Origin of the sequence: Gordonia sp. 135, assembly GCF_009720185.1 — a bacterium.
Taxonomy (GTDB): domain Bacteria; phylum Actinomycetota; class Actinomycetes; order Mycobacteriales; family Mycobacteriaceae; genus Gordonia; species Gordonia alkanivorans.
On sequence record NZ_CP046257.1, the window covers coordinates 1,648,228 to 1,674,324 of the forward strand.

General features: G+C 66.9%; 27 protein-coding genes and 1 tRNA gene. 17 read left to right on the plus strand and 11 right to left on the minus strand.

The features are described from left to right. Positions 1–6: 6 nt before the first annotated feature. Complete coding sequence (locus GKZ92_RS07555) at positions 7–327, plus strand: putative quinol monooxygenase (protein ID WP_006357680.1); 321 nt, start codon at positions 7–9, stop codon at positions 325–327. A 12-nt stretch (positions 328–339) separates the two neighbouring features. Here the strand turns inward: GKZ92_RS07555 and GKZ92_RS07560 are convergent, their stop codons facing one another. The 4 genes from GKZ92_RS07560 to GKZ92_RS07570 form a co-directional block, all read right to left on the minus strand. Then, complete coding sequence (locus GKZ92_RS07560) at positions 340–2,691, minus strand: MMPL family transporter (protein ID WP_155225153.1); 2,352 nt, start codon at positions 2,689–2,691, stop codon at positions 340–342. A gap of 1 nt (position 2,692) precedes the next feature. After that, a complete protein-coding gene (locus GKZ92_RS23940; protein ID WP_006357682.1) occupies positions 2,693–3,058 on the minus strand; it encodes an acyl-CoA-like ligand-binding transcription factor in 366 nt (121 codons plus the stop codon). Beyond that, the gene (locus GKZ92_RS23945; RefSeq protein ID WP_006357683.1) at positions 3,055–3,333 is read right to left on the minus strand and encodes a TetR/AcrR family transcriptional regulator; all 279 of its coding nucleotides are present in this window, start codon (positions 3,331–3,333) and stop codon (positions 3,055–3,057) included. Before GKZ92_RS23945 ends, GKZ92_RS23940 begins: the two co-directional genes overlap by 4 nt. Before the next feature lie 129 nt (positions 3,334–3,462). Beyond that, complete coding sequence (locus tag GKZ92_RS07570) at positions 3,463–3,708, minus strand: hypothetical protein (protein ID WP_006357684.1); 246 nt, start codon at positions 3,706–3,708, stop codon at positions 3,463–3,465. Between the two features lie 131 nt (positions 3,709–3,839). On the opposite strand from GKZ92_RS07570, the gene GKZ92_RS07575 reads away from it, so the two are divergent. Beyond that, positions 3,840–4,679 carry an SDR family NAD(P)-dependent oxidoreductase gene (locus tag GKZ92_RS07575; RefSeq protein WP_006357685.1) on the plus strand — a complete coding sequence of 280 codons (840 nt, stop codon included), beginning with the start codon at positions 3,840–3,842 and terminating at the stop codon, positions 4,677–4,679. Positions 4,680–4,763: 84 nt separating this feature from the next. Next, positions 4,764–5,624 (plus strand): SGNH/GDSL hydrolase family protein, encoded by an 861-nt coding sequence (locus tag GKZ92_RS07580; protein ID WP_230461918.1) that lies wholly within the window; start codon positions 4,764–4,766, stop codon positions 5,622–5,624. Between the two features lie 14 nt (positions 5,625–5,638). Here the strand turns inward: GKZ92_RS07580 and GKZ92_RS07585 are convergent. Beyond that, positions 5,639–5,712, minus strand: a tRNA-Leu gene (locus GKZ92_RS07585). 91 nt (positions 5,713–5,803) lie between these two features. On the opposite strand from GKZ92_RS07585, the gene GKZ92_RS07590 reads away from it, so the two are divergent. The 5 genes from GKZ92_RS07590 (at position 5,804) to GKZ92_RS07610 (ending at position 11,758) form a co-directional block, all read left to right on the plus strand. Next, the gene (locus tag GKZ92_RS07590) at positions 5,804–7,021 is read left to right on the plus strand and encodes an oxygenase MpaB family protein (RefSeq protein WP_042375960.1); all 1,218 of its coding nucleotides are present in this window, start codon (positions 5,804–5,806) and stop codon (positions 7,019–7,021) included. Between the two features lie 61 nt (positions 7,022–7,082). Then, on the plus strand, positions 7,083–9,410 hold the full coding sequence (locus GKZ92_RS07595; protein ID WP_035750484.1) for an MMPL family transporter: 2,328 nt from the start codon (positions 7,083–7,085) through the stop codon (positions 9,408–9,410). Beyond that, positions 9,367–10,068 (plus strand): TetR/AcrR family transcriptional regulator, encoded by a 702-nt coding sequence (locus GKZ92_RS07600; protein WP_035750487.1) that lies wholly within the window; start codon positions 9,367–9,369, stop codon positions 10,066–10,068. Before GKZ92_RS07595 ends, GKZ92_RS07600 begins: the two co-directional genes overlap by 44 nt. A 126-nt stretch (positions 10,069–10,194) precedes the next feature. After that, positions 10,195–11,061 (plus strand): Bax inhibitor-1/YccA family protein, encoded by an 867-nt coding sequence (locus GKZ92_RS07605; RefSeq protein WP_006357690.1) that lies wholly within the window; start codon positions 10,195–10,197, stop codon positions 11,059–11,061. Between the two features lie 136 nt (positions 11,062–11,197). Next, on the plus strand, positions 11,198–11,758 hold the full coding sequence (locus GKZ92_RS07610; protein ID WP_006357691.1) for a DUF6790 family protein: 561 nt from the start codon (positions 11,198–11,200) through the stop codon (positions 11,756–11,758). On the opposite strand, the gene GKZ92_RS07615 is transcribed toward GKZ92_RS07610, so the two are convergent. Continuing rightward, complete coding sequence (locus tag GKZ92_RS07615; protein WP_006357692.1) at positions 11,751–12,974, minus strand: acetyl-CoA C-acetyltransferase; 1,224 nt, start codon at positions 12,972–12,974, stop codon at positions 11,751–11,753. The two genes, GKZ92_RS07610 and GKZ92_RS07615, sit on opposite strands and share 8 nt — an antisense overlap. 50 nt (positions 12,975–13,024) lie before the next feature. Next, the gene (locus GKZ92_RS07620; RefSeq protein WP_196222036.1) at positions 13,025–13,972 is read right to left on the minus strand and encodes an SGNH/GDSL hydrolase family protein; all 948 of its coding nucleotides are present in this window, start codon (positions 13,970–13,972) and stop codon (positions 13,025–13,027) included. A 98-nt stretch (positions 13,973–14,070) separates the two neighbouring features. Between GKZ92_RS07620 and GKZ92_RS07625 the strand changes: the two genes are divergently transcribed. Genes GKZ92_RS07625 through GKZ92_RS07640 form a run of 4 tightly spaced genes read left to right on the plus strand, consistent with a single transcriptional unit; the run spans position 14,071 to position 18,618 of the window. Next, a complete protein-coding gene (locus GKZ92_RS07625) occupies positions 14,071–15,465 on the plus strand; it encodes a cystathionine beta-synthase (RefSeq protein WP_005195686.1) in 1,395 nt (464 codons plus the stop codon). A gap of 12 nt (positions 15,466–15,477) precedes the next feature. Next, on the plus strand, positions 15,478–16,650 hold the full coding sequence (locus GKZ92_RS07630) for a cystathionine gamma-synthase (RefSeq protein ID WP_005195687.1): 1,173 nt from the start codon (positions 15,478–15,480) through the stop codon (positions 16,648–16,650). Between the two features lie 5 nt (positions 16,651–16,655). Further along, entirely contained in the window at positions 16,656–17,858 is a 1,203-nt protein-coding gene (ilvA, locus tag GKZ92_RS07635; RefSeq protein WP_155225154.1) for a threonine ammonia-lyase, read from the plus strand. Positions 17,859–17,868: 10 nt separating this feature from the next. Next, positions 17,869–18,618: a hypothetical protein gene (locus tag GKZ92_RS07640; RefSeq protein WP_155225155.1), complete on the plus strand. Its 750-nt coding sequence runs from the start codon at positions 17,869–17,871 to the stop codon at positions 18,616–18,618. A 15-nt stretch (positions 18,619–18,633) separates the two neighbouring features. On the opposite strand, the gene GKZ92_RS07645 is transcribed toward GKZ92_RS07640, so the two are convergent. Continuing rightward, positions 18,634–19,152 (minus strand): SRPBCC family protein, encoded by a 519-nt coding sequence (locus GKZ92_RS07645; protein WP_155225156.1) that lies wholly within the window; start codon positions 19,150–19,152, stop codon positions 18,634–18,636. Positions 19,153–19,335: 183 nt separating this feature from the next. Between GKZ92_RS07645 and GKZ92_RS07650 the strand changes: the two genes are divergently transcribed. Then, a complete protein-coding gene (locus tag GKZ92_RS07650; protein ID WP_155225157.1) occupies positions 19,336–20,265 on the plus strand; it encodes a type IV toxin-antitoxin system AbiEi family antitoxin in 930 nt (309 codons plus the stop codon). 115 nt (positions 20,266–20,380) lie between these two features. After that, complete coding sequence (locus GKZ92_RS07655) at positions 20,381–20,818, plus strand: Ltp family lipoprotein (protein ID WP_035750500.1); 438 nt, start codon at positions 20,381–20,383, stop codon at positions 20,816–20,818. Between the two features lie 142 nt (positions 20,819–20,960). On the opposite strand, the gene greA is transcribed toward GKZ92_RS07655, so the two are convergent. The 3 genes from greA to GKZ92_RS07670 form a co-directional block, all read right to left on the minus strand. Further along, entirely contained in the window at positions 20,961–21,455 is a 495-nt protein-coding gene (gene greA / locus GKZ92_RS07660) for a transcription elongation factor GreA (RefSeq protein WP_005195705.1), read from the minus strand. A 129-nt stretch (positions 21,456–21,584) separates the two neighbouring features. Further along, positions 21,585–22,361: a queuosine precursor transporter gene (locus GKZ92_RS07665; protein WP_006357700.1), complete on the minus strand. Its 777-nt coding sequence runs from the start codon at positions 22,359–22,361 to the stop codon at positions 21,585–21,587. After that, positions 22,358–22,816, minus strand: coding sequence for a DUF4307 domain-containing protein (locus GKZ92_RS07670; protein ID WP_006357701.1), 459 nt, complete (start codon positions 22,814–22,816; stop codon positions 22,358–22,360). The genes GKZ92_RS07665 and GKZ92_RS07670 overlap by 4 nt, the downstream gene beginning before the upstream one ends. A gap of 48 nt (positions 22,817–22,864) precedes the next feature. Here GKZ92_RS07670 and mca point away from each other — a divergent pair, with 48 nt between their 5' ends. From mca to GKZ92_RS07685, 3 genes are read left to right on the plus strand one after another with little or no spacing between them, the layout of a single operon-like run. Further along, the gene (mca, locus tag GKZ92_RS07675; RefSeq protein ID WP_006357702.1) at positions 22,865–23,761 is read left to right on the plus strand and encodes a mycothiol conjugate amidase Mca; all 897 of its coding nucleotides are present in this window, start codon (positions 22,865–22,867) and stop codon (positions 23,759–23,761) included. Next, on the plus strand, positions 23,761–24,081 hold the full coding sequence (locus GKZ92_RS07680; protein ID WP_006357703.1) for a hypothetical protein: 321 nt from the start codon (positions 23,761–23,763) through the stop codon (positions 24,079–24,081). The genes mca and GKZ92_RS07680 overlap by 1 nt, the downstream gene beginning before the upstream one ends. Positions 24,082–24,094: 13 nt before the next feature. Beyond that, a complete protein-coding gene (locus GKZ92_RS07685; protein ID WP_155225691.1) occupies positions 24,095–26,083 on the plus strand; it encodes a thioredoxin domain-containing protein in 1,989 nt (662 codons plus the stop codon). Positions 26,084–26,097 lie beyond the last annotated feature (14 nt).

Below are 26,097 nucleotides of genomic sequence, written 5' to 3' on the forward strand. Positions count from 1 at the left end.
CGAGGCATGATTCTCATCGTCGTGAAATGGCCCATCAAGCCCGAGTATGCGGACGAATGGCCGGAGCTGTCGCGCGAGTTCACCGAGGCGACGCGCGCCGAACCGGGCAACAAGTGGTTCGACTGGTCGCGTTCGCTGGACGACCCGCACACCTACGTGCTGGTCGAGGCATTCGACGACGACGCGGCCGAGGCGCATGTGACCTCGCCGCACTTCAAGCAGGCGCAGCAGGAGCTGCCCAAGTACCTGCAGCGGACCCCGGACGTCATCAACACCACCATTGACGGGGACGAGTGGTCGAAACTGGGCGAGTTCGAGGTCGCCTGACCGACGCCGCCGTCAGGGCCCGGTGCGGACCGCCGCATCCGGGGCGGTGTCGGTCGACGGGCCCGAGTCGTCGAGCCGGAGTTTCTCTCCTTCGATGTCGACGTCGGGCAGGATGCGGTCGAGCCACCGCGGCAGCCACCATGCCTTGTCGCCGAGCACCGTGAGCACCGCGGGCATGAGTGTCATGCGGACGACGAAGGCGTCGAAGAACACCGCCGCGGCCAGCGCGAAGCCCATCACCTTGATGAAGACCATGTCCTGCAACATGAACGCCGCGAACACGGAGATCATGATCGCTGCAGCGGCGGCCACCACGCGAGCGCTGTGTCGGTAACCCTCGACGACGGCGGTTTTCGCATCGGCGCCGTGGACGTAGGCCTCCCGCATCCGCGTCACGAGGAACACCTGGTAGTCCATCGCGAGTCCGAACACGATGCCCACCAGCATGATCGGCAGGAATGACACCACCGGCTGGGGATTCCCGACGATGCCCAGGGCTCCGTCGGTGAACAGCGCAACCGTGACACCGAAAGTGGCGGCAACGCTGAGCAGGAATCCGAGCGCGGCGGTCAAGGGCACCAGGATCGACCGGAACACGATGATCAACAGGATGAACGCCAGCCCCACCACGACCAGCAGGTAGGGGATGAGCGAGTCGGACAACCGGTCGGAGATGTCGAGCTCGATCGCGGTCTGACCGGTCACGCCGTACGAGATGCCGGTGGCCGCGGCGACGCGGGGCTCCATGTCGCGCAGGGTCTGGACGAGTTGCGGGGTGGCCTCGTCCGACGGGGCGGTTGAGGGGATGATGGTGATCTTCGCGGTGTCGCGGGCCTCGTTCAGTCCGCCGGCGCCGATCTGCGCGATCTCCACCCCTTCGATCTGGGCGAAGTCGTCGACGAGGGTGCCGAACGTGCGGAGCCGGTCACCCGTGTCCTCGATACCGCGCCCATCGGCGACGACGACGAGCGGGCCGTTGAACCCGGGCCCGTAGCCGTCGGCGAGCATGTCGTACGCCTGTCGCTGTGTCGTCGACGGCTCGGCGGTCCCGTCGTTGGGCAGAGCCAGCTTGAGGCCGGTCATCGGGACCGCGAGTACGACGAGGATGCCGACGATCGCAGCGGTGACGGCGCGCGGATGGGCGACGATGCGCTGGACCCAGCGCTGGCCGTTGTGCACGCGCTCGGCCTCGTGCGGTTCCACATCGGGCGCGTTGAGGCGAGGGAGTCGCCCGCCGAAGGCCTTGCCGCCGAACAGGCCGAGAATCGCTGGTAGCAAGGTCAGGGCCACCAGCACCGCGACGATCACGGTGGCCGCCGCCGCGACACCCATCGCGGTGAGGAACGGGATGTTGACGATCGCCAGCGCCGCGAGCGCGATCACGACGGTGCTACCCGCGAACACGACAGCCGAGCCTGCGGTGCCGACGGCCCGCCCGGCCGCGTCAGCTCGGTTCGACGATCGATGGACCTCGTGGCGATACCGCGACACGATGAACAAGGCGTAGTCGATGCCGACGGCGAGTCCGATCATCGTGGCGAGGATTGGGGTCTCTTTGCTCAGATCGAAGAAGTGCGTGCCCATCTGGATGCCGAGCATGCCGATCGCCACGCCCACGATCGCGGTGATGATCGGCATGCCCCACGCGACGAGTGAGGCGAAGGTGAGGATCAGGATCAGTGCGCCGACCCCGATCCCGATGAGTTCGGAGGTGATACCGAGCTCGAATTGCTGTGTGGCAGTGCCCTTCATCTCGACGGTGAGTCCAGCGGCTCGCCCGTCCTCCGCGACGGCGTCCATCTGCTCGCGGGACCTCTCGGTGATGTCCGACGACGCCTCCACGGCGAAGGACGTACCGAACTGCGCGACGGTGGCCGAGGAGTTGATGGGTGAGGTCGCCTGGGCATCGGCCGCCGCCTCGGCGGCACTCTTGCCGAAGGTCTGCTCCTGGAAGGCCTGGGACAGTTCCCGGAGTCGACCGGGGGACTGTTCGGTGCCGTAGGAGACGAACGGATTGACGATCGAGTCGGGACTCGACACCCCGTCGACGTTCTTGAGGTCGGCGACCATGTCGTCGATCGCCTGCTGGTACCGGGGCTCGGTGAGCGTCGATCCCTGGGGTGCGCGAACCACATAGGTGACGCCGACGTCCGAGCCGAACGAGGGTTCGTCGGGGAAGCGCTCGACCATCAGGTCCTGCGCCTTCTCCGACGGGATGCCCGGGATGGAGAACGATTCGGACGTGGGTTTGGCCAGCAGTGTTGCGCCGACACCCAATCCGATGAGGACGAGAACCCAGATCGTGATCGTCTTGAGGCGATTCTCGTACGTCCAGCGTCCGAGTCGGTACAGGTGTGTTGCCACGTCAGGGCTCCTTGTGGGATGCGTCGGCCGGGCGGCTCATGAGCGGAATGGAATGCTCCAGACCCGCCGACATCTGGTCGAAGGCGGACTCGAGCACGGTAGGCAGGTCGGGTCGGCCGCGAGCCACGAAGAACTCGAGGGCGACTCGCGCGGCGGTGATTGCGGTGTGGACGACCAGGTGGGGATACATCGCATCGGTCCGCTGGCCGCGGCGGGCGTAGAGCAGCGTGAGCCGGGATTCGACCGTCTGGTCGAGGTCCATGTCGCGGGATCGGGCGGTCAGGGCCGGGTCGGTGTCGAGAAGCCTCAGCAATGCAACGATCTCGGCCGGCTCGCCGACGTCGAGTGAGGTGGCGGTCTCGGTCACCGCGGTCCGGACCGAACACCAGAAGCTCTCCTCGGCCGGCCGGGCTTCAATCCGCTCGATGACCGAATCCAGTAGGAGGTCCACAAGGTGGAGGAGGGCGTCTTCTTTGCCGCGAAGTAGTTGTGGAAGGTGCGGACCGAGACGTTCGCCTCCGCGGCGACCGCGTCGATGGTCACGTGGTCGATCCCGTCGCGCGTCGACAGGCGGAGCACGGCACGGGCGAGCGCCTTACGCGTTGCGGCCTTCTTCGCCTCACGGAGTCCTGACGGGTGCACTCCTCCACGGTACGGAAGTTGCAGAGCCATGCAAACTTGCAGACGTGTGCAAAATTGAGTGTGTTCTCTCACTCGACGCCGGGAGTGGTGGGGCTCACGCTGGATCAGGCCGCCGGGGCGGCGTTCGGGCTAACCTCCGTGCACGCTGCTGAGGATCGCGATGATCACGCCCGCGACCGTCAGCACGCCGACCACCCACGCCATGGTGATCGCAAGCCGACGGCGACGGAACCGTGCGGCGTTGATCGCGACGCCGAGGCACACGAGAATCGCGATCGAGTAGAGCGAGATGCCGAGGGTGAGCAGCGCGGCCGAGGAATCGGCGGCTACAGCGTCGGCGGCTGGGGAGTCGACGGCCAGAACCCGGGTGGACATGTCCCCGAGTACATCACCACCGCAGCATCACCCCGCCGCTGACCCGGGCGGCTTACGTGTACGACCACCGGACAGACAGGGCAACCAAGCGCTTGCTAGGGTTCCCGCATCGGCTCGGTCGAGGAGGATGCGTGGACGTCGACGGCAAGGGACTGACGGGCAAGGTCTTCGTGGTGACCGGTGCGGGCAACGGTATCGGCCGGTGCGTCGCACTGGAACTGATCTCCCGCGGTGCGAGGGTGGTCGGCGCGGACATCAACGAGGTCGGTCTCGCGGAGACCGGACGGCTGGTGGGCGACTCCCGGTTCCACGGGCACAAGCTGGACATCAGTGATCGCGAAGCGGTGCAACGGTTTCCGGAGGTCGTGCTCGCTGACGTCGAGCAGGTCGACGGACTGTTCAACATGGCCGGCATCCCGCAGGACACCCAACCCATCGCCGAGGTCGACGACGACCGCATCGACCTGCTCATGCGTGTCAACTACTACGGCACCGTGTGGCTCACCCGGGCCTTCCTGCCGCATCTGGAACAGCGTCCCGACGGTGGACTGGTCCTCATCACGTCGAGCCTGTCCGGGCTCGCACCGTTCCCGGGCGCGGCGTTCTACGGAGCCAGCAAGGCGGCGGTTGCGTTCTTCGGATACGGCCTCGCACAGGATCTGCGGGGGAAGAAATCGAAGGTCACCGCCACCACGGTCCTCCCCGGAACCATCTGGACCGACCTCGTCCGCAACACCTCCAAGGCCCTCGGCACCCCCGAAGCCCTGGCGAAGAACTTCGCGATGGCCCCGGAAAAGGCTGCACGCCTGATCATCGACGCCGCGCTCGCCGGCTGGGTGCGCGCGGTGGTCGGCAAGGACGCCCACGTGTTCAACGGAGCACGCAGGCTGAGTTCACGACTAAGCGAGCGGATGGCGTATGCACAGGTGGGCCGATTCGTCTATCGGCCGGTGCGTCGTCGGAACGGATGACATCGAGCCGGGAGCCGAGGCTACTGGTTGAATTCGACCATGCGATCTTCCCGGTCATCTGCTGCACGCATCATCGTGACCCGTGTGGTTACCGCTGCGATTGCCATGTCCGTCGTCGTGGGGCTCGGTGCCGCTCCGGCGCTCGCCGCTCCGTCGGCCGGGGAGCGGAGGTCGCTCAGCTACGTCGCCCTGGGTGATTCGCGGGCGGCCAGCCCGACCACGCTCACCCAGTTCCAGGGATGCTCACGGTCGGAGACGGCCTACCCGAACCTGCTCGCGAAGACCATCGCTGCGACGTCGTTCCGCACGGTGGCCTGTGTCGGCGCCCGCGGGGAGAACATCACCACGGCGCCGCAGCTGCGGTTCGACGGATTCCATCCACCGCAGATCGAGGCGGTGCGTCCCGACACGGACCTGATCACGATCTCGATCGGCGCCAACGACGCCAACTGGGGCAACCTCTCGCGCTGGTGTATCGCGCCGATCCAGGGCATGGACTCGCGCTGCCGGACCAATCCCTTCTACGTCACCGGGATCAACGACGGGCTGCGCGCGCTCGAGGCCTCGGTCGACTCGTCGCTCGAGGCCGTCCGGAAGCGGGCGCCCAAGGCGGTCATCGCTGTGATCGGACAGGGCGGGTACTTCGGCGACCGCGGATGCTATCCGGCCAACCCGGCAAGCGACGCCGACATCAGGTTCATCCGGAACGGCTTCCTGGCCCGGTACAACACGATTCTGGAGAAGGTGTCCGGACGTCACGGCGCCGTCTTCGTCGACATCCAGAACCGGGTCGTCGGGCATGACGCCTGCTCCGGGGACAAGTGGTTCGAGGGCTTCGTGCCGACCAGCATCTACCTCGGATTCCACCAGAACCTCAAGGGGAATGAGGCCATGGCTCGCCTGATCGCCGAGGCGCTGCCGGAGGACCTCGGCACCTCGCGCTGAGTTCGACAACCCGGTGCCCCCAGTCGGACTCGAACCGACACTGTGCCGATTTTAAGTCGGCTGCCTCTGCCATTTGGGCTATGGGGGCTTCGGAGTGAGCATAGTCAGGCTCCGTGACCTGCTTGTTCCTCGACCCGTCTTTCCTTGACCCGCTCACCTGAGCGGGTGATCATCGGAGGATGGACGCGGCAGCGGTGACCGGCGCACGGAACTGGGAGGCTGTCCGCACGCGGCATCCCGAACTCGTCGACCGTCTGGAGGTCGGCCTGTTGCAGGGCGATCCGCTTGCCGACGCGGTGGTCGTCGAGGCCCGCGAACGGGGCATGTCGTTCTCGACACTCGTCGATCTCCTGGAGTCCCATGCGGATTCGGAGGCGGGTGATCCCGACCGGATCGAGATGCTGGCGTCGATGCGTCGCCTGCTGCAGGTGACGAGCGCCCCGCCACCCTGGTTCGACGCGGCATTCGCGGCGTCGGGGGCCCGTGCGTGGTGGCGATTCGGCACGCTTCAGTCGTCGACGCTCTACCAATCGCTGATCTACGGATACAAGGCGCAGGGCTTCGTCCGGCCGTTGGTCGCGACCGGGCGCCTCGGGTTGGGAACCCGCGATCGGGGGCAGTCGACCGCGCGCTGGGTCGCCGAGGCCACCACACCGGGCGCGATGCTTCCAGGGAACCCGGGTTGGGTTGGGACACTGCGCATTCGGTTGCTTCACGCCTACATCCGAGATGTCCTTCGCCACCCACATGACGAGGGTGCGCCGGGCTGGGATGAAGCCGAGTGGGGCGTACCGATCAACCAGACGTATTCGGTCATGACCATCTCCTGCGGTTTCCTCGCGCTGCCGCTGCTGGTCGCACGTGACTTCGGTATCCACTACAGCAGCGCCGAACGCGAGGCGATCACGCATCTGTGGCGGTGGATCGGTTGGGTCATCGGCGTCGACGACGACCTGCTCCCGGCCAGCCACGCCGAGGCAGCCGACCTGTTCCGGGTGGCCGCCGAATTCGAACTCCAGCCCGACGACTCGTCGAAGGTGCTCATCAAGGCATTGCTGCACGAGGGCTACGACCTGCCCGGCGTCGTACACGGTGCCGCGCCGATCCCGGTGCCCTCGATCCTGGTCTCCGCGCTCGATGCGGTGACCGGTCCCGTTCTCCGATCGTCGTTCTCCGCCATCTCGACGCGGTGGGTGGAACGCTCGGTTGCGCGGCGGATGGGCTTACGTCGTTCGCCGCTGCATCACCTCGTCGACGTCGCGCGCCCGGCGATCCGGTTGCGGGAGATCATCCGTACGACCGGGCTGCTCGGCTCGGAGTCCGCCGTCATCGAACGCGAGCTCCGCACCGTGCGTCGCGGGCTCGGGATGGAAGTTCACGCCGGGAAACGCCGTTGACCCGCTAACTTACTGCTGATAACTTAACGCCGTAAGTCGACCGAGGCGAGGGGGACGCACGGTGGTTCGATCGACACGGCTGATCATCGCGATGCCGAGGAGGGTGCTGCTCGGCGCCTTCGTGCTGATCGTGGTGTGCGGCGCGTACGGTGCGACCGCCGCCGAACATCTCCTGGCCGGTGGCTACAGCGCTCCGAACGCCGAATCCGCGAGAGCCGACAAGGTGCTCGCCGAGACGTTCAACCGCGGCGGTATCCAGGTCGTCCTCAAACTCGACGGTCCCGACGGCGTGGACATCTCGCGCGACCCGACCGCGAAAGCCCTGGCCGACAACATTATCCGTGAACTCGATGCGAACGAGCATGTGCAAGACCAGATCCTGTCGGTCTGGGCCGACCCGGCCCTCGACTCCGCGCTGGTCAGCCGCGACCGGACGTCGACGCTGATCATCGCCGCCCTCGAGGGCGGCGAGGACCTGGCCCCCGCCCGGGCCGCGCAGATCGAAGAGGAGTTCACCGGGGAACGCGACGGGTTCTCGATCCGGGTCGGCGGCCAGGCGCTCGTCTACTCCCAGGTCAACGAGCAGACCTCGTCCGACCTGTTGATGGCCGAGGCGATCGCCATCCCCATCACCTTCCTCGTGCTGATCTTCGTGTTCGGCGGACTGATCGCGGCGGCCCTGCCCGTCGGCATCGGGATCATCTCGATCATCCTGACGTTCGCGCTGCTGCGGGCGATCGGATCGGTCACCGACGTCTCGGTGTTCGCGCTGAACCTGACCACCGCACTGGGTCTCGCGTTGGCCATCGACTACACGTTGCTGCTGCTCACGCGCTACCGGGAGGAGGTCGACCGGGGACTCGAACGTCCCGACGCGATCGTCCGTACTCTCGCGACCGCCGGTCGGACCGTGGCGTTCTCGGCCGTGACCGTGGCGCTCTCGCTCAGTGCGCTGGTGTTGTTCCCGCAGTACTTCCTGCGTTCCTTCGCCTTCGCCGGCCTGGGAGTCGTGGCCGTGGCGGCGTTCTCCGCGCTCATCATCACCCCGGCCGTGCTGATGGTCCTCGGGGATCGGATCGACGCTCTCGACGCACGGAAACCCGTGCGTCGGCTGCTGCGTCTGCCGCCGCCGCAGCCGCGCGAGCCGGAGGACACCAGGTGGTACCGCCTCGTCCAGTGGGTGCTGCGCCATGCATTGCCGGTCGCCGCGGTGGTCACCATCTTCCTGCTGGTCCTCGGCGCACCGTTCCTCTCACTCCGGATGGGCTTCCCCGACGACCGCGTGCTCCCGGAGTCCGCCAGTTCGCACGCCATCCAGCAGGAGATCCGCGACGACTACGAGGACGACCTCTCCTCGGCCATCACCATTGTCGTGCAGGGGCCGGCGGGGCCGGAATCGCTCGCCGCGTACACGAGAGCGCTGTCGCAGGTCGACGACGTCAACTCGGCCGGTTCGTCGGCGGGGACCTTCGTCCGCGGCGAGCCGCTCGCGCCCGGCAGTCCCGACGAGAGCCGCGGCGACGTGCACGTCGTCAACGTGTCCACCGATCGCGACCCGACGAGCGATGCAGGCATGGCTCAGCTCGACGCGTTGCGTGCGGTACCCGCACCCGAGAGAACCGACACCCTGTTCACCGGTCTGGCGGCGACCACCGATGACACCGTCAGTTCGATCTTCGCCCACACGCCCTGGGTGCTGGCCATCATCGCCGTCGCCACATTCGTGCTGCTGTTCCTCTTCACCGGCAGCGTTGTCCTCCCACTGAAGGCACTGGCGCTCAACATCCTCTCGTTGTCGGCGACCTTCGGTGCGATGGTCTGGTTCTTCCAGGAGGGTCACCTCGACGGCCTGGGCACGACGGCGACCGGGACACTCAACGCGACCGTGCCTGTCCTGCTGTTCTGCGTGGCGTTCGGTCTGTCCATGGACTACGAGATGTTCCTGCTCGGACGCGTGCGAGAGGAATGGCTGAAATCCGACCGCACCCGCGGGGCGAACGACCACGCGGTCGCGTTAGGCCTCGCGCGTACCGGCCGGGTGATCACCGCGGCGGCCCTGTTGATGAGTATCGTCTTCGCCGCGATCGCGGCCTCCCAGGTGTCGTTCATGCGTATGTTCGGAGTGGGGCTGGCGCTGGCCGTGGTGATGGACGCGACCCTGGTCAGGATGTTCCTGGTGCCGGCATTCATGCGCCTCGTCGGACGCGCCAACTGGTGGGCGCCGCCCCCGCTGCGGAAGCTCCACGACCGCTTCGGGTTGTCCGAGGAAGTTGCCGAAGACCTCCCGGGGGACGACACATCCCGTCGGTACCGGACTCAGGAGAAGGATCGAGCGCAGGAGAACAGTGACGACACGCAGACGGGCGAGGTCGCCTCGCGGGGCAGGTGAGATCCTCGCCGAGGAGATCATCGAGGCCGCGGGTGACCTCCTGGTCGAGCACGGAGACGACACCGCCATGTCGATCCGGGCGGTCGCCACTCGCGTCGGGGTGACCCCGCCGTCGATCTACCTGCACTTCGCCGACAAGGGCGCGTTGCTCGACGCCGTGTGCGCCCGATACTTCGAGCGACTCGACGCCCAGCTCGACGCCGCCACCGAGGACATCACCGACCCGTTGGACCGTGCGCTGCAACTCGGGCTCGCCTACATCCGATTCGCCGTCGCGACCCCGGTGCTCTACCGGGTCGCCTTTGGGAAGCCCGCCGACGCCGCACATCCCTCCAAGGTCGACCAGGTGCTGACCGCCAGCGCCTACACGCGGTTCGTGGACACGGTGACCGAGCTCGCCGACGAGGGCATGTTCGACCACGACGAGGTGAAGGACGTCGTCCTCGAACTCTGGGCCGCCGCGCATGGCATCGCCTCGCTGATGCTCGCCAAGCCCGGCCTGGGCTGGGGAGACCAGTTCGAGCGGGCCGAGTCGATGCTGAAGGCCGTGTGCCTGGGACGTGCGGTGATGACCGTGAACGCAGGAACTCGGGACTCCGAAACCGCTCGGTCCTGGCTGATGACGCTCCGTTCCCGGCAGGACGGGGAGCGGTCGTGAACGACAGAATGGTCAAGAGCCGGTAAAGTCGCATTCGACACGGTCGTCTTGTGATCCCGTCAGGGAACTCACAGGAATGACCCGACGTTGAGACGGTATACATCCGTACCGATTAAGGAGCGCTTCGTGCGAGAGAGCAGCAATCCGGTGATGCGCGGTGTGGTCCGCGACAATCAATCCGGGTACGCGGGATTCGGGGCCGGCATGGCCGGCGCCGGCGTCTCGATGAACAAATACGGTCAGGCCACTGATCCGTACAGCCCGCAGGCACCGTCGGCCACCCGCCAGCTCACGATCGACGACGTGGTCACCAAGACCGCGATCACCCTGGGTGTCCTCACGGTTGTCGCGATCGCGACCTACTTCGGCATCTCCAGCCGGGCCACCGAGGCCGCTCAGACGAGCCTCGCGCTGCCGCTGATGATGGTCGGCGCGATCGGCGGCCTCGTCCTCGTCCTGGTGGCGACCTTCGGTCGCAAGCAGGACAACCCGGCCATCGTGCTCGCCTACGCGGCATTCGAGGGTCTGTTCGTCGGTTCGATCTCGTTCGTCTTCGCGAACCTGGTCGTCGGCGGTGACATCTCGGCCGGAGCCCTGATCGGGCAGGCGGTCCTCGGTACGTTCGGCGTGTTCTTCGGCATGCTGTTCGTCTACAAGATCGGCGCCATCCGCGTCACGCCGCGCTTCACCCGCATGCTGTTCGCCGGCATGATCGGCGTGCTCGTGCTGATGCTGGGCAACCTGGTCATCGGCCTGTTCACCGGTGAGGCCGGCATCCTGCGCGACGGCGGCCCGATCGCGATCATCTTCTCGCTGGTCTGCATCGCGCTGGCGGCGTTCAGCTTCCTGCTCGACTTCGACTCGGCGGATCGCCTGATCCGCGCCGGCGCACCCGACCGCGCCGCCTGGGGCGTCGCCCTCGGTCTGACCGTCACCCTGGTCTGGCTGTACGTCGAGATCCTGCGTCTGCTGAGCTACTTCAACTCGGACTAGTTCCCGACGCGGCGACGGCCGCACCGGACCCGACGACGAACCCCGCACTCTCGAGTGCGGGGTTCGTTGTCATCTGAGCGGGGGAAATCGTCGTCAAGCGCACCTCGGCGAACCGGAAACATGCCGACCATCGAGCATGGTCTGGTTCCTGTTTCAGTTGGCGCTGATGGTCGTCGGCGCGATCGTGCACATACTGGTGGACCGGTCGGCGCGGAGACGCACCACCGGCCGCGTGGCAGAACTGGTGCTGCTGTGGATTCTCGTACCCGGCGGCGTCTTCGGCGTCCTCGCCGGCGTCGGCCATGTCGGCCCCAACGCTGCGGAGCTCGCCAAGGACATCGGACCCGACTACGTTCCCGGCATGTTCCAATGGGAACTCGGCTGGAACGACATCGCGATCGGGCTGCTGTGCGTGCTGACCTTCCGGGTCCGCAACCGCGGCGGATGGCTCGACGCCGCGGTCTGGGCGCTGGCCATCAGCTACGGCGGCGACCTCGCCGGCCACATCTCGCAGTACTACCTCCACGACAACCACGCGACGAACAACGCGTGGGCGATCCCGGCGGAGATCTACATCGTCGGCGTCACGGTCATCGCGTGGGCGATCTACCGACGAACAACCCCCCGCAGCGTTGCGATCCTGGGACCGAACGCGGCGAGGGGCGTCGAAGAAGGAGTCGAGACTCGCGTCAGCTGAGGCGCTCGAGCACCATGGCCATACCCTGACCGCCGCCGACACACATCGACTCGATGCCGAAGGTCTTGTCGTGGGTGCGGAGGTTGTTGAGCAGGGTCGTGGTGATCCGCGCGCCGGTCATACCGAACGGGTGGCCGAGGGCGATGGCGCCGCCCGACACGTTCAGCTTGTCGTGGTCGATGCCGAGCTCGTTCGCCGAGCCGAGCACCTGGACGGCGAAGGCCTCGTTGATCTCCACGAGGTCGATGTCGGACAGCGACATCCCGGAGACCTTGAGCACCTTGCGGATCGCCTCGATCGGGCCCAGGCCCATGATCTCCGGCGACAGGCCGGTGGCGGCGGTGGCGACGACCCGGGCGAGCGGGGTCAGGCCCAGCTCCTTGGCCTTGGTGTCGCTCATGATGACCAGTGCGGCGGCGCCGTCGTTGAGCGGGCAGGCGTTACCCGCGGTGATGGTGCCGTCGGGGCGGAAGACGGGCTTCAGCTGCGAGATCTTCTCGTACGTCGTACCGGCGCGCGGGCCGTCGTCGGTGGTGACCTGCGTACCGTCGGGCAGGGTGACCGGGTCGATCTCGCGCTCGAAGAAGCCGGACTTGATGGCCTCCTCCGCACGGTTCTGGCTGAGGACGCCCCAGCGGTCCTGGTCCTCACGCGAGATGCCGGTGAAGGTGGCGACGTTCTCGGCGGTCTGGCCCATCGCGATGTAGACGTCCGGGATGAGTCCGTCCTGGCGGGGGTCGTGCCAGATTCCGGCGTCGCCGGCGGCGGAGAGTTCGGTGCGCGCCATCGCGTCGTCGAACAGCGGGTTCTTGGAGTTCGGGGCGCCGTCGGCACCGCCGGAGACGCCGAAGCTCGACACGCTCTCGACGCCGCCGGAGATGATGACGTCGGCCTCTCCCGCCTTGATGGCGTGCAGCGCCATGCGGGTGGTCTGCAGCGACGACGAGCAGTAACGGTTGACCGTCACGCCGGGGACGTGGTCGTAACCGAGTTCGACGGCGATCACGCGGGCAATGTTGTAACCGCCCTGTCCGCCGGGCTGGCCGATGCCCCAGTGGATGTCCTCGATGTCAGCCGGGTCGAGTTCGGGCACCTTCGCGAGGGCCGCTTCGACCATCTGACGGGACAGTTCGTCGGGACGGACGTCTTTGAGGGATCCCTTGGCGGCGCGGCCGATCGGGGAGCGGGCGGTGGATACGATAACTGCTTCAGCCATGCGCTCACGCTACCCAACCAAGCAGATGCTTGGTCGCATTGGGTGGGAGATCACACCTGCTTGAGCAGGCGGCGGAGCCCGGTGGCCACTCGCGTCTCCTCCACGGCGGGAGATTCCTCCGGGGGCTCGGGCAGTGGGGCCGAGCCCCATTCGCCGATGGCGTCGAGGACCGGCGGCAGCAGGATCTCGGCGGCGAGCGCATACCCCGCCGCCGACGGGTGGTACTGATCCGGCGACAGCATGAAATCGTGTTGGGCCCGGAATTCCTTGGCCATCAGATCGGCGAGCGGAACCGGGTGTCCACCTGCGGCGCGGACCGCCGAGCGCTGCAGGGCTGCGAGTCGAAGGCCCCACTGCCGCAACACGGTTCGCAACGGTTGGGGGATGGCCGTGATCACCCCGAAGTCGGGACAGGTGCCGACGACGACCTTCGCGCCGCCGCCGACGAGCAGGCGCACGGCGTCACCGAGCCGACGGGCTGACGCACGGATGCCGTTGCGGGAGGTCACATCGTTCGCGCCGATCAGGATGATCGCGACGTCCGGTCGTTCGCGCGCGATGAACATCGCGTCGATCTGGGCGGCCAGACCCTTCGACGTCGCACCGACGATGGCCTTGTTGGCGTAGCGGACCGTCCTGCCGGTCTCGGCCGCGACGCGCCGAGCGACCTGGACGCCGGGTGTCTCGTCGGCGGTGTCGACGCCGAGCCCGGCCGCGGTGGAATCGCCGAAGACGGTCAGGAACAGGTCGATCGGGGTGTCGCGGGTGTAGCGCGTGACCCGGCCGTCCGGGTGGTAGACGCCGTCGCCGTCGGGTGCGTTGTCGGTGCGGTGGGGGATCACCGTGCGGGCGGTCGCGGCCTGGCCGATGAGGTAGTTCCACACCGCCCAGCCGGCGCCTGCTCCAGCCGCGGTGGCTGCCGCCGTGGCCCCGACGTCGCGGGCGACCCGACCCCAGAATCGACCGTCGGTACCGACCCTGCGACTCAAACCGGACACGGCCGCCAGTCTAGAGGGAACGGCAGGCCGGCAGAGGGACCCGCGGGTTGACGACGGCCGAGTGACGGGGACGACGGCGGTTCTGGGACCATGGAGACATGCGCATCGCCAATCACGTTGTGGACCTGGTGGGCAACACCCCTCTGGTCAAGCTGAACTCTGTCACCACGCCCGGATCCGGGCTGGTCGCGGCCAAGGTGGAATACCTCAATCCCGGCGGGAGCAGCAAGGACCGCATCGCGGTCCGGATGATCGACGCCGCGGAGGCCTCCGGCGAACTGAAGCCCGGCGGCACCATCATCGAGCCGACGTCCGGCAACACCGGGGTTGGCCTCGCGCTCGTCGCGCAGCAGCGCGGTTACAAATGCGTGTTCGTCTGCCCCGACAAGGTGGGCGAGGACAAGCGTAACGTGCTGCGTGCCTACGGTGCCGAGGTCGTCGTCTGCCCGACCGCCGTGCCGCCGGAGCACCCGGACAGCTACTACAGCGTTTCTGATCGCCTGGTGCGCGAGATCGAGGGTGGGTGGAAGCCCAACCAGTACGCGAACCCCGCCGGTCCGCAGAGCCACTACGAGACCACCGGCCCGGAGATCTGGGCGGACACCGACGGCAAGGTCACCCACTTCGTGGCCGGCGTCGGAACCGGTGGCACCATCACCGGCACCGGGCGTTACCTCAAGGAGGTCTCCAACGGCGCGGTGAAGGTCGTCGGTGTCGACCCCGAGGGTTCGGTGTACTCCGGCGGGACCGGACGCCCGTACCTCGTCGAGGGTGTCGGTGAGGACTTCTGGCCGGCCGCCTACGACCCGAGCATCCCGGACGAGATCATCGCCGTTTCCGACGCCGACTCGTTCGACATGACGCGCCGCCTCGCCCGCGAGGAAGGACTTCTCGTCGGCGGTTCGTGCGGCATGGCCGTCGTGGCCGCCCTCCAGGTCGCCGAGCGTGAGGGACCGGATGCCGTCGTCGTCGTCCTGCTCCCGGACGGCGGACGCGGCTACATGGCGAAGATCTTCAACGACGAGTGGATGAGCAGCTACGGCTTCCTCCGCACGCCGCTGGACGCCAACACCAAGGAGTCGCTGGTCGGGGACGTGCTGCGCGGCAAGACCGGCGCCCTGCCCGACCTCGTCCACACCCACCCGCAGGAGACGCTGCGCGACGCCATCGAGATCCTCCGTGAATACGGGGTGTCGCAGATGCCGGTCGTCGGTGCCGAACCGCCGGTCATGGCCGGCGAGGTCGCCGGCGCGGTCACCGAACGCGATCTGCTCAGCGCCGTCTTCGAGGGCCGTGCCAGCCTGGCCGATCCCGTCTCGGCGCACATGGGAGATCCGTTCCCGCTCATCGGCTCCGGTGAGCCGGTCAGTGCCGCCACCAAGGCGCTCGGCGACAGCGATGCCCTGATGGTCGTAGAGGACGGCAAGCCCATCGGCGTCATCACGCGCCACGACCTGCTCGCGTTCGTCTCGAGCCACCCGATCGTCGGATAGGAGCACCACACTGTGAGTGAACGACGCAGCGCCGCGGATTCGGTTCGCTGGCAAGGTTTCTCGACCCGCGCCATCCACGCCGGCTACGATCCGGACCCTCAGACCGGCGCGGTGAACGTGCCGATCTACGCCAGCTCGACCTTCGCCCAGGACGGCGTCGGCGGACTGCGCGACGGCTTCGAGTACGCCCGCACCGGCAACCCGACGCGACGCGCGCTGGAGGCCAACCTCGCCGCCCTCGAGCACGGAACCTACGGCCGCGCCTTCGCGTCCGGCATGGCCGCCACCGACTGCCTGCTGCGTTCGACGCTGCGCCCTGGCGATCACCTGGTGATCCCCAACGACGCCTACGGCGGCACCTTCCGTCTCATCGACAAGGTGTTCACCCAGTGGGGCATCACCTACTCGGTGGCACCGGTGTCCGATGTCGCCGCCGTCCGTGACGCCATCCGTCCGGAGACCAAGCTCGTCTGGACCGAGACACCCACCAACCCGCTGCTCAACGTCGGCGACATCGAGACGATCGCCTCAATCGCGCACGAGGCCGGCGCGAAGCTCGTGGTGGACAACACCTTTGCCTCGCCGTACCTTCAGCAGCCGCTGACGCTGGGTGCCGACGTCGTCCTGCACTCGACCACCAAGTACCTCGGCGGTCACTCCGACGTCGTCGGCGGTGCGCTGGTCACCGACAGCGAAGAACTCGACGAGGCCTTCGCGTTCCTGCAGAACGGCGCAGGCGCGGTTCCCGGACCGTTCGACGGCTACCTGACGATGCGCGGCACCAAGACGCTCGCCGTCCGCATGGACCGTCACTGCGACAACGCCGAGAAGGTCGTCGAGTTCCTGAACTCGCACGACAAGATCGAGGCCGTCCTGTACCCGGGACTCGAGAACCACCCGGGCCACGCGGTCGCGGCGAAGCAGATGAAGCGCTACGGCGGGATGGTGTCGGTCCTGGTCAAGGGCGGCATCGAAGAGGCCAAGGCTTTCTGCGCCCGCACCGAGGTGTTCACGCTCGCGGAGTCGCTGGGTGGCATCGAGTCGCTGATCGAACACCCCGGCGCGATGACCCACGCGTCGACGGCCGGTTCGCTGCTGGAGGTCCCCGCCAACCTGGTCCGCCTGTCGGTCGGAATCGAGGACATCGACGACATCCTGGGTGACCTGGAGAACGCGCTGCGCTGAGCGCCATGCTGCTGACCCCGGCTGACATCGAGAAGGCGACCACCGAGCTGTCCGGCGTCGTCCGGCGGACGCCGATGGTCGCGTCCCGTGTGCTATCCGAGCGGAGCGGGGCTGACGTCTTGCTCAAGTGCGAGAACCTGCAACGGACCGGCTCGTTCAAGCCGCGGGGTGCCTATCTGCGGATCTCTCGGCTGACGGCCGAGGAACGTGCCCGCGGCGTCGTCGCGGCGAGCGCCGGCAATCACGCGCAGGGTGTCGCCTGGTCGGCGACCGAGCTGGGGATCACCGCACGCGTGTACATGCCGACCGGCGCGTCGTTGCCGAAGATCGCGGCGACGAAAGCCTATGGCGCCGAAGTGGTTCTGGCCGGTGAGACGGTGGACGATTCCCTCGTCGAAGCCCAGCGGTACGCCGATCAGACCGGTGCGGTGCTGATCCATCCGTTCGATCACCTCGACATCGTCGCCGGTCAGGCGACGGTCGGGGTCGAGATCCTCGAGCAGATGCCCGACGTCAGCACCATCATCGCACCGCTCGGCGGCGGCGGTCTGCTCGCCGGAGTCGCCGCGGCGGTACAGGCGTCGAGGCCGGACGTCCGCGTCATCGGTGTGCAGGCAGCGCAGGCCGCGGCCTGGCCGACGTCGCTCGCCGCGACGCGTCCGGTACCTGCGGGGTCGATGAACACCATGGCCGACGGTATTGCCGTGGCCCGGCCGGGTGACGTCCCGTTCGCCCACGTCACCGAGTACGTCGACGAGGTCGTCACGGTCAGCGAGGAAGAACTCAGCACTGCGCTGCTGCTGATGCTCGAACGGGCGAAGATGGTCGTCGAACCCGCCGGTGCAGCAGGCGTTGCCGCGGCGGTCGGCGGCACCCTCTACCTGTCGGGGAAAGTCTGTGTCGTGTTGTCCGGCGGCAACATCGACCCCTTGCTGCTGCGCCACGTCACGACCCACGGCCTCACCGCGGCCGGCCGGTTCCTGACCTTCACCGCCACCGTCTCCGACCGCCCGGGCGGGCTCCTCGCACTACTGGAGCTGCTCCGCGATCTCGGCGTCAGCGTCATCGACATCGTGCACTCACGCGTCGCCGACGACCTCTACCTCGGCGAGGTGCAGGTGACGGTCAGCGTCGAGACTCGCGGCCCCGACCATCAGCACGACGTCCGTCGCGCGTTGAGCGAGGCAGGTTTTCTGCGGGAGGTGTGACCGTCAGTTTGTGGACGGAGCGGTCACCTGTGCAGTCTTCTGGTCGTCGGGCGTCAGCGCTGTCACCGAAGCGGATCTGAAGAAATTGTCCGTCGACGAACTGTTGGCGAACCTCAAGCGGTGGGCTCATCTACGGAAGACCTCGGAGGAGGTCTATGCGTTGACTCTCAATTCCTTTCGCGCACGGCGTGAGGTTGCATCGATGCCGCTCGCATGGGTGACCGACTCCGCACTGGACGTCGTCGAAGGGCTACTCGACTGCTATGACTTCGATGATCTGGTCTTCATGTTCGGGCGGAACAGGGCCAAGCAAGGTGGACTTGCACTCTTCGAATCGTCCGTCGGTCGATATCAGGCTGGGGACGTCCATCTCGGGCTCCGACAACGCGAGGTCTCCATCGATGGACTCCTCTGGCTTCGGCGCGAGGCAACGGACGCCGAAATGTGTGAGTACTACGACGATTTGAATGACGAATACGATGAGCTCGAGTTGGATCACGAGTTCGGCGTCCTCGTGATTCACGTTCTGACGAGACATCGAGCGTTCCGGCGTTCGGCTGAGCGTGGGTTGAACGGATTGTCTGTCGTCGACGCCGGAACGGTGACCCTGCCGCTCACATCCGTTGATTCCAGGCTGCGGCGCAGTCAGTTGCCAGTACAGCTCTTGGCAGGTCTCGTCGGTGAGCTCGACGTTGATCGGTTCTCATCGCTGAGGGTCGAGACGATCGATCGTCACACCTCAATCGTCTCCGCTGCGTGATCCTGGCAGCGGCGTCTAGGTAGCAGGTAAGAGATTCGCGAAGTGCTTGAGTGTGTCCGCCTCGATGGTCTTGTACACGGTCGACGACGCCGGACCCGAGAAAGCGGTGACTATCTTGGAGTCGGTGGGCAGCTCGAGAGCGAAGGTCCACTGGAGGCGGCAGCCGACGTCGGCGGGGTCGATCTGGGTGGCCTCGCCGAATCGTCGGATACCCGGCACATTGGCGCTCCTGACCCGGAATGCGTTGTGAAAACTGCCCGCTTCGGGTTCCTCGGTCCAGTGGAAGAAGTCCTCTTCAAGCGTCACGTAGCCCGGGCCGAGCACCGCCTTCCGAGTCGCGCCGGCTCCGTAGGGCGGGGGAGAGGTGAACTCGATCTTCTTGATCGCGCGACACCAGTCCAGGGTGTTCTGACGGGTGAACTCCGTCCAGGCGCGCTGCGGCGTGACCGGCAAGTGGACGTCGATCACGTGGCGCACCGGTGCGTCGTCGAAGAAGTCGAGGTCGAAGGTCTCCAGCGAATAGGAACGTCCCATGGGGCCCATTGAAGCATCGACCCGTCGGTCCTACAGGTGCTTCCGCGATGGGACCGGCGAACCTCAACTCGACTCACAGACTTCGATCGAGGTCTGCCTGCCGAGTCGAGGTTCGTCGGTCAGGACGCCGGCCGCTCGGCGAATACGAGTGAACCGATTGGGGCTGTGCTGCGTCCAAGAGATATGACTGCTTTCCCGACCGACCGGCACGGACTCATCCGACGCGAGGCCACCCTCAGGCTGGGCATATCCGACGATGTCGTCGCAGGTGCGGTCCGGCGAGGTAAACTCGTCCGGCTTGCTCCCGGCGTATGTGCGGTGCCGGTGCCGGAATCCGACACCGCCGACGATGAGCTGTACCGCCTGAAGTCGATCGCTGTCGCGACCTCTGCACGCGACCAAGACACGTCGACGCTCAGTCATGACTCGGCGGCAGCCGTGCTCGGACTGTCGCAGCTCCATCCGGAGCGCGAGCTCATCCATCTCACGAAGACACATGTGCGCGGCGGATTCGTGCGTGGCCACCGCATCGTCCACGCCGGCCCGTTGTCGCCCGACGACATCACCGACGTCGACGGTGTTCCGGTCACCACCCTCGAGCGCACCGCCGTCGATGTCGCGATGGCCGGCGACTTCGAACGAGCTCTGGTCGTCTTCGACCGAGCACTCGCACTGAAAGCCGACCGCGCAGCAATGACGACGATCCTCGAGTTGCAGGATCGATGGCGGGGCGTGGGTACTGCACGACGCGCACTCTTGCTTGCCGACGCCGCGTCGGAGAGCGTCGGCGAATCGTGGAGTCGTGCCCAGATGATCGCAGCCGGGCTGCCGATTCCGCGTCTGCAGCACACGTTCCAGACGAGCGATGGACCTGCGCGTGCCGATTTCGATTGGGAGGGAGAGCTTGTCGGCGAGTTCGACGGCCTGCAGAAGTACGGACGGTTGCTGCGTCCGGGGGAGACTCCGCGCGACGCGCTGATCCGCGAGAAGCGACGCGAGGACGCCCTTCGAGCGCAAGGGATCATGGTCGTGCGTTGGACGTGGGCGACGCTCGAGCGTGGCGAGCTGGTGGGGCTGCTTCGTCCGTGGCTGGATGCGTTCGCAGCGGCCTGACCGGAATCATCTGATCGGATGACACTGTGCGCCAACGTTTTTGTCGTACCCCCGTGACACCTTTCTCTCAGACGCGGTTCAGCTTCCCAGAACCGTGAGCAGAGAAGGAAGAACGATGAGCAACCCCCAGAAGAAGAGATGGCCGTGGGCGGCAGGCGTCCTGGCGGCGTTCGTGATGATGATCGGGGTCGTGGCCGGCTTCGGCACGAACGTCTCCTCACAGGCATCGCCGAGCGTGCAGGCTCCCGCGATCAAGCTCGTGTCGGAGAAGTCGAACGCGGTCGCGAAGGCGAGGGAATACCTCGAGTACACCAGTTTCTCGAAGTCGGGGCTGGTCGACCAGCTGGAGTTCGAGGGCTTCTCGTACTCGGACTCGTCGGCCGCCGTCGATCAGCTCGAGGCCGATGGCGAGGTGAATTGGTATGTACAGGCAGCAAAGTCGGCCCGTCAGTACCGCGAGTATTCCCCGTTCTCCAGGCAGGGACTGATCGAACAGTTGGAGTTCGAGGGATTCACCTATCAGCAGGCGGTTTACGGAGCTGACCACAGCTAGCGGATCCGTCCGCTCTGACACGGACCGACGAACCTCAGTCCCGACCGGCAGACGTCGATCGACGTCTGCCGGTCGGGTTGAGGTTCATCAGACGAAGCGAGCCCGGGACAACCGTCGTCCCGGGCTCGCTTCGTGGTCTGGATCAGCCGTGGTACGGCTCCGCGCTGACGAGGGTCACCTTGACGGTCGCGCCGCTGGGGACGGAGTACTCGCGGGTCTCGCCGACCTTGGCGTCGATGAGGGCCGAACCCAGGGGCGAGCTGGGTGAGTAGGTCTCGAGCTTGCCGCCCGAGGCGCCTTCTTCGCGGGTCGCGATGAGGAAGGTCTCGGTGTCCTTCTCGTCGCCGTCGTAGTAGACGGTGACGACGGAACCGGGAAGTGCGACGCCGGACTGGGTCGGGGCCTCGCCGACCTTCGCGTTGTTCAGCAGTTCCTGCAGCTGGCGAATGCGCGCTTCCTGCTGGCCCTGCTCTTCGCGGGCGGCGTGGTAGCCACCGTTCTCCTTGAGGTCGCCCTCTTCGCGTCGCTCATTGATCTCGGCAGCAATGACCGGACGATTGGCGATCAATGAGTCGAGTTCGCTCTTGAGGCGATCGTGCGACTCTTGGGTCAACCAGGTCACCTGGGTGTCGGTCATCGGTCACTCCTTCGTGTTGTCCGCGCCGCGATGCGACTCTTTCACCGCGCGGCATATGGACTGCTATAAATGCAGCAACACGACCCCTCGCGGAGCCGTGTATCCGATCATCGTACCAGCCGATGAGACCTATGGCACATCCGTTGTTCCAGCCGTTGCCGCGTCGAGTGCTTCCTGATAGGTGGGTTCGGCTCGTTTCAACCATCCCACAACGAAATACGTCACCGGCATGATGACGATCTCCACCAGGGTCTTCCAGACAAATCCGACAATCGTGTAGTTGACGAAATCTCCCCAGGTGGAGATACCGAGGGCGGTTGCCGCGATCGAACAGAAGACGAGGGTGTCCGCGAATTCGCCGACGATGGTCGATCCCAGAAGGCGTGCCCAGAGATGGCGCTCACCGGCGCGCTCTTTCATTTTGACCAACACGAATGAATTCAGGAATTCGCCCACCACATATCCGGCAAGTCCGGCGAGCAGGAATTGCGGAACGACGCCGGCGACGGTTGCGAAAGCCTCCTGGCCTTCGTAGAAATCGGCGGCGGGTAGATGAATGGTCAGCCAGAAGCACAGCGAGGCCAGGATGAGCACGGCGAAGCCCGCCAGGATCGTGCGGCGCATCGCGCGGAAGCCGTACACCTCGCTGATCACATCGCCCAGGACATAGGCGAGCGGGAACAGGAAGAAGGCACCGTCGGTGACCAGGCCCTGCATGTGTATGGGCCCCAGGTCGAGGTTGAGCCAGTCGTCGAACAGCACGACACCCTTGGTGCCGGTGACGTTGCTGATCAGCATCACACCGACGAACAGTGCGACGAGGAGCGGGAAATGGCGGCTGCCGATGGAGGCGAACGCGGCGCGGGGTGCGGCGGCGTCGCCCGGTGCGGTCTGCCGCGTGCTCACGACTCGGGCTGGAGGTAGGCGGGCACGTCGACGGTGCAGCCGAAGACCTCACCGATGACCGGAGGCTTGGAGGTGGTGACCTCGGTGCGGACGCCGATCCGTTCGACGGAGCCGGCCGGGATCAGGATCTCGCGACGACCGGTCTCGCTGCCGTCCTTCGATCGTCCGCGCACCACACAGGCCGCGGGCTTGCCCGGGTCGGAGCGGTCGACGGTGAACTGCACGGCGACGGTGTTGTCGTCGAGGATCTCGTAACCGGTCGCCTCGCCGGAGACATCGGCGGTGCCGAACTTGCTGTAACCGATCGCCGCCAGCGTGACGCCGGCCACGACTACGAGTATCGACAGGGCGCGAAACCAGCGCCGACGGGTCTGTGCGGACGCGGAATCCTCCGGGTAGGTCGCGCGCGGGCCGCTGCGAGGGCGCTCCGCGGCGCCCCCATCCGAACTGTTCACGCGTCAATACCTACCATGGGAGCAGTAGCGATCCGAAGGTGAGGAACTGTGACCGAATCCCACGCCGACGACCCGCAGCCGGGTGTGTTCCGTCTGATGGCGGTCCACGCGCACCCCGACGATGAGTCGAGCAAGGGTGCGGCCACGACCGCCAAGTATGCGGCCGAAGGCAACGAGGTGCTCGTCGTCACCCTGACAGGTGGCGAGCGCGGCGACATCCTGAACCCGGCGATGGACCGTCCCGGCATCAAAGAACGTATGACCGAGGTCCGCCGCGAGGAGATGGCCCGGGCCGCCGAGGCTCTCGGCGTGAAGCAGACCTGGCTTGGCTTCGTCGACTCCGGACTCCCCGAAGGGGACCCGCTGCCGCCGCTGCCGGAGGGCTCGTTCGCGACAGTCCCGCTGGAGGAGGCCACCGAGTCCCTCGTCCGACTGGTCCGTGAGTTCCGCCCGCACGTGATGATCACCTACGACGAGCACGGCGGATACCCGCATCCGGATCACATCCGGTGCCACGAGGTGTCGGTCGCGGCCTACGACCAGTCCGGCGACCCCGACGCGTTCCCGGGAACCGGTGAGCCGTGGATGGTGTCGAAGCTCTACTACACACACGGTTTCATCCGCGACCGGATGGTGCTCTTCTCCGACGAGTTCGAGTGCCACGGCCAGGAGAGCCCGTTCACCGAGTGGCTCAGCAAGTGGGACCCGAGCCGAGGTGACCTGATGGGTCGGGTGACCACCCAGATCGAGTGCGCCAAGTACTTCCCACAGCGTGACGACGCACTGCGCGCGCATGCGACGCAGATCGATCCCAACGGCATGTTCTTCGCCGTACCGTTGGAATGGCAGCAGCGACTGTGGCCGACCGAGGAGTTCGAGCTGGCCAAGACCCGCGTGAAGACCGCCCTCCCCGAAACCGATCTGTTCACCGGAATCGAGACGTGATGAACATCGACATCGTCAACACCGTGATGGTCGTCGCGGCCGAGGAGCCGCAGGGACCGGAATTCGGCAAGTCGTCCCCGCTCGGGCTCCTGGTGATCCTGTTGCTGCTGGTCGGGACCGCGTTCCTGATCTGGTCGATGAGTCGTCAGCTCAAGAAACTGCCGGAGTCCTTCGACACCGAGCACCCCGAGGCGGATCAGGCCTTCGACGAGGGCACCGACCCATCGGGGCCGATCGCTGCCACCGACGACGCTGCACCCGGAAGCCAGGACGCGACGAGCACGACCGGGACCGATGAGCGACGCCCGGCGGACACCTGACGGTTCGTCGAACATGCTGGGCTCGGCGACGAGCCCATATCTCCGGCAGCACGCCGACAATCCGGTCCACTGGCAGGAGTGGTCCGACGCCGCGTTGAACCTGGCACGCGAACGCGACGTGCCAGTGCTGCTGTCGGTCGGCTACGCGGCCTGTCACTGGTGTCACGTGATGGCGCACGAGTCCTTCGAGGACGACGCGACCGCGGCCCAGATGAACCGCGACTTCGTCTGCATCAAGGTCGATCGGGAGGAACGTCCCGACATCGACGCCATCTACATGAGCGCCACCGTCGCGATGACCGGGCAGGGTGGTTGGCCCATGACCTGCTTCCTCACCCCGGACGGCGACCCGTTCTACACCGGCACCTACTACCCGCCGCGGCCGCGCGGGCAGATCCCCTCCTTCCGTCAGGTGCTGACCGCGGTCACCGAGGCGTGGACGCAGCGTCGCGCCGACCTCGACGACACCGCCGCGAAGGTGCGCGAGCACATCGTGGTGAACACCTCCCCGTTGCCGGCGGGCACCGTCGCCGTCGACGACCGACTGCTCGCGCACGGCGTCCGCACCGTGCTCGACGACGAGGATCGTGAATTCGGCGGATTCGGCGGCGCACCCAAATTCCCGCCCTCGGCGCTCCTCGAAGCGCTGATCCGGCACACCGAACGCACCGGCGACACCGCTGCGATCGAGACCGCCGCCCGAACCATGGACGCGATGGGCCGGGGCGGCATCTACGACCAGCTCGCCGGTGGTTTCGCCCGGTACTCGGTCGACGCCGGCTGGGTGGTACCCCACTTCGAGAAGATGCTCTACGACAACGCGCAACTGCTGCGGGCCTACGCACATCTGGCACGGCGGACCGGAGATCCGTTGGCACGCCGCGTCGTCGAGGAGACGGTCACGTTCCTCCGGCGGGACCTGCGGGTGCCGGGCGGATTCGCCTCGTCTCTCGACGCCGATGCCGACGGCGTGGAGGGGTCCACCTACGTGTGGACGCCGGACGAACTCGCCGAGGTCCTCGGACCGGAGACCGGACGCTGGGCCGCCGAGCTGTTCGTCGTGACCGAGCGGGGCACCTTCGAACACGGTCGCTCGACGCTGCAGCTCCCGACCGACCCGGACGACCGCGAGCGCTTCGCTGCCGTGTGTGCCGCGCTCCTCGAGGCGCGGGGTAGGCGTGTCCAGCCCACCCGCGACGACAAGGTCGTCACCGCGTGGAATGCCATGACGAGCACCGCACTCGCCGAGGCCGGTGCCGGGCTGAGTGACACCGGCTACGTCGACGAGGGAGTTCGTTGCGCCGACGAGTTGCTGAGCAACCACCTGGTCGGTGGGCGGCTCCGTCGTTCCTCGCTCGGCGGACACGTGGGCGAGACCGACGGCGGGCTCGACGACCACGCGACGCTGAGCACGGCTCTGCTGACGCTGTTCCAGGTCACCGGTGAAACCCGGTTTTTGGGAGCGGGAGCGGGAGTGCTCGACACCGCGATCGAACTGTTCGCGGATCAGGAGGCGCCCGGCGCCTGGTTCGACGCCACCGGTGAAGGGCTCATCGCCCGGCCCCGTGATCCGATCGACGGTGCCACCCCGGCGGGGGCGTCGCTCATGGCCGAGGCGCTGCTCACCGCATCCATGCTCGCCGACCCGGCCAAGGCGGTCGGTTATGCAGAACTGCTGGAGCACAGTCTGTCCCGCGCATCGGTGATCGTCGCCAAGCTGCCGCGATCGGCCGGGCACTGGATGTCGGTGATGTCGGCGCGGGTCGCCGGGCCGGTGCAGATAGCCGTGGCAGAAGGGTCGGCGTCGAACCATGCGCTGACCCGGGCGGCGTGGTCGCACGTCCCCGGCGGAGCGGTCGTCGTTGCCGGCGAACAGGATTCACACCCGCTGCTCGTCGCGCGGGGCCCGATCGACGGACGCGACGCCGCCTACGTGTGCCGGGGAACGGTCTGCGGGCTGCCGGTCACGGACGAGGAATCGCTCGTCGCGCAGCTGGGGTGAGGCCGGCAGACCAC

Excerpts from the sequence above, each read along its gene's own strand:
- GKZ92_RS07555 (WP_006357680.1), top strand. The coding sequence starts at position 7 with ATGATTCTCATCGTCGTGAAATGGCCCATCAAGCCCGAGTATGCGGAC.
- GKZ92_RS07570 (WP_006357684.1), bottom strand. The coding sequence starts at position 3,708 with ATGTCCACCCGGGTTCTGGCCGTCGACTCCCCAGCCGCCGACGCTGTA.
- GKZ92_RS07590 (WP_042375960.1), top strand. The coding sequence starts at position 5,804 with ATGGACGCGGCAGCGGTGACCGGCGCACGGAACTGGGAGGCTGTCCGC.
- GKZ92_RS07610 (WP_006357691.1), top strand. The coding sequence starts at position 11,198 with ATGGTCTGGTTCCTGTTTCAGTTGGCGCTGATGGTCGTCGGCGCGATC.
- GKZ92_RS07615 (WP_006357692.1), bottom strand. The coding sequence starts at position 12,974 with ATGGCTGAAGCAGTTATCGTATCCACCGCCCGCTCCCCGATCGGCCGC.
- GKZ92_RS07625 (WP_005195686.1), top strand. The coding sequence starts at position 14,071 with ATGCGCATCGCCAATCACGTTGTGGACCTGGTGGGCAACACCCCTCTG.
- ilvA (WP_155225154.1), top strand. The coding sequence starts at position 16,656 with ATGCTGCTGACCCCGGCTGACATCGAGAAGGCGACCACCGAGCTGTCC.
- GKZ92_RS07645 (WP_155225156.1), bottom strand. The coding sequence starts at position 19,152 with ATGGGACGTTCCTATTCGCTGGAGACCTTCGACCTCGACTTCTTCGAC.
- GKZ92_RS07650 (WP_155225157.1), top strand. The coding sequence starts at position 19,336 with ATGACTGCTTTCCCGACCGACCGGCACGGACTCATCCGACGCGAGGCC.
- GKZ92_RS07655 (WP_035750500.1), top strand. The coding sequence starts at position 20,381 with ATGAGCAACCCCCAGAAGAAGAGATGGCCGTGGGCGGCAGGCGTCCTG.
- greA (WP_005195705.1), bottom strand. The coding sequence starts at position 21,455 with ATGACCGACACCCAGGTGACCTGGTTGACCCAAGAGTCGCACGATCGC.
- GKZ92_RS07680 (WP_006357703.1), top strand. The coding sequence starts at position 23,761 with ATGAACATCGACATCGTCAACACCGTGATGGTCGTCGCGGCCGAGGAG.
- GKZ92_RS07685 (WP_155225691.1), top strand. The coding sequence starts at position 24,095 with ATGCTGGGCTCGGCGACGAGCCCATATCTCCGGCAGCACGCCGACAAT.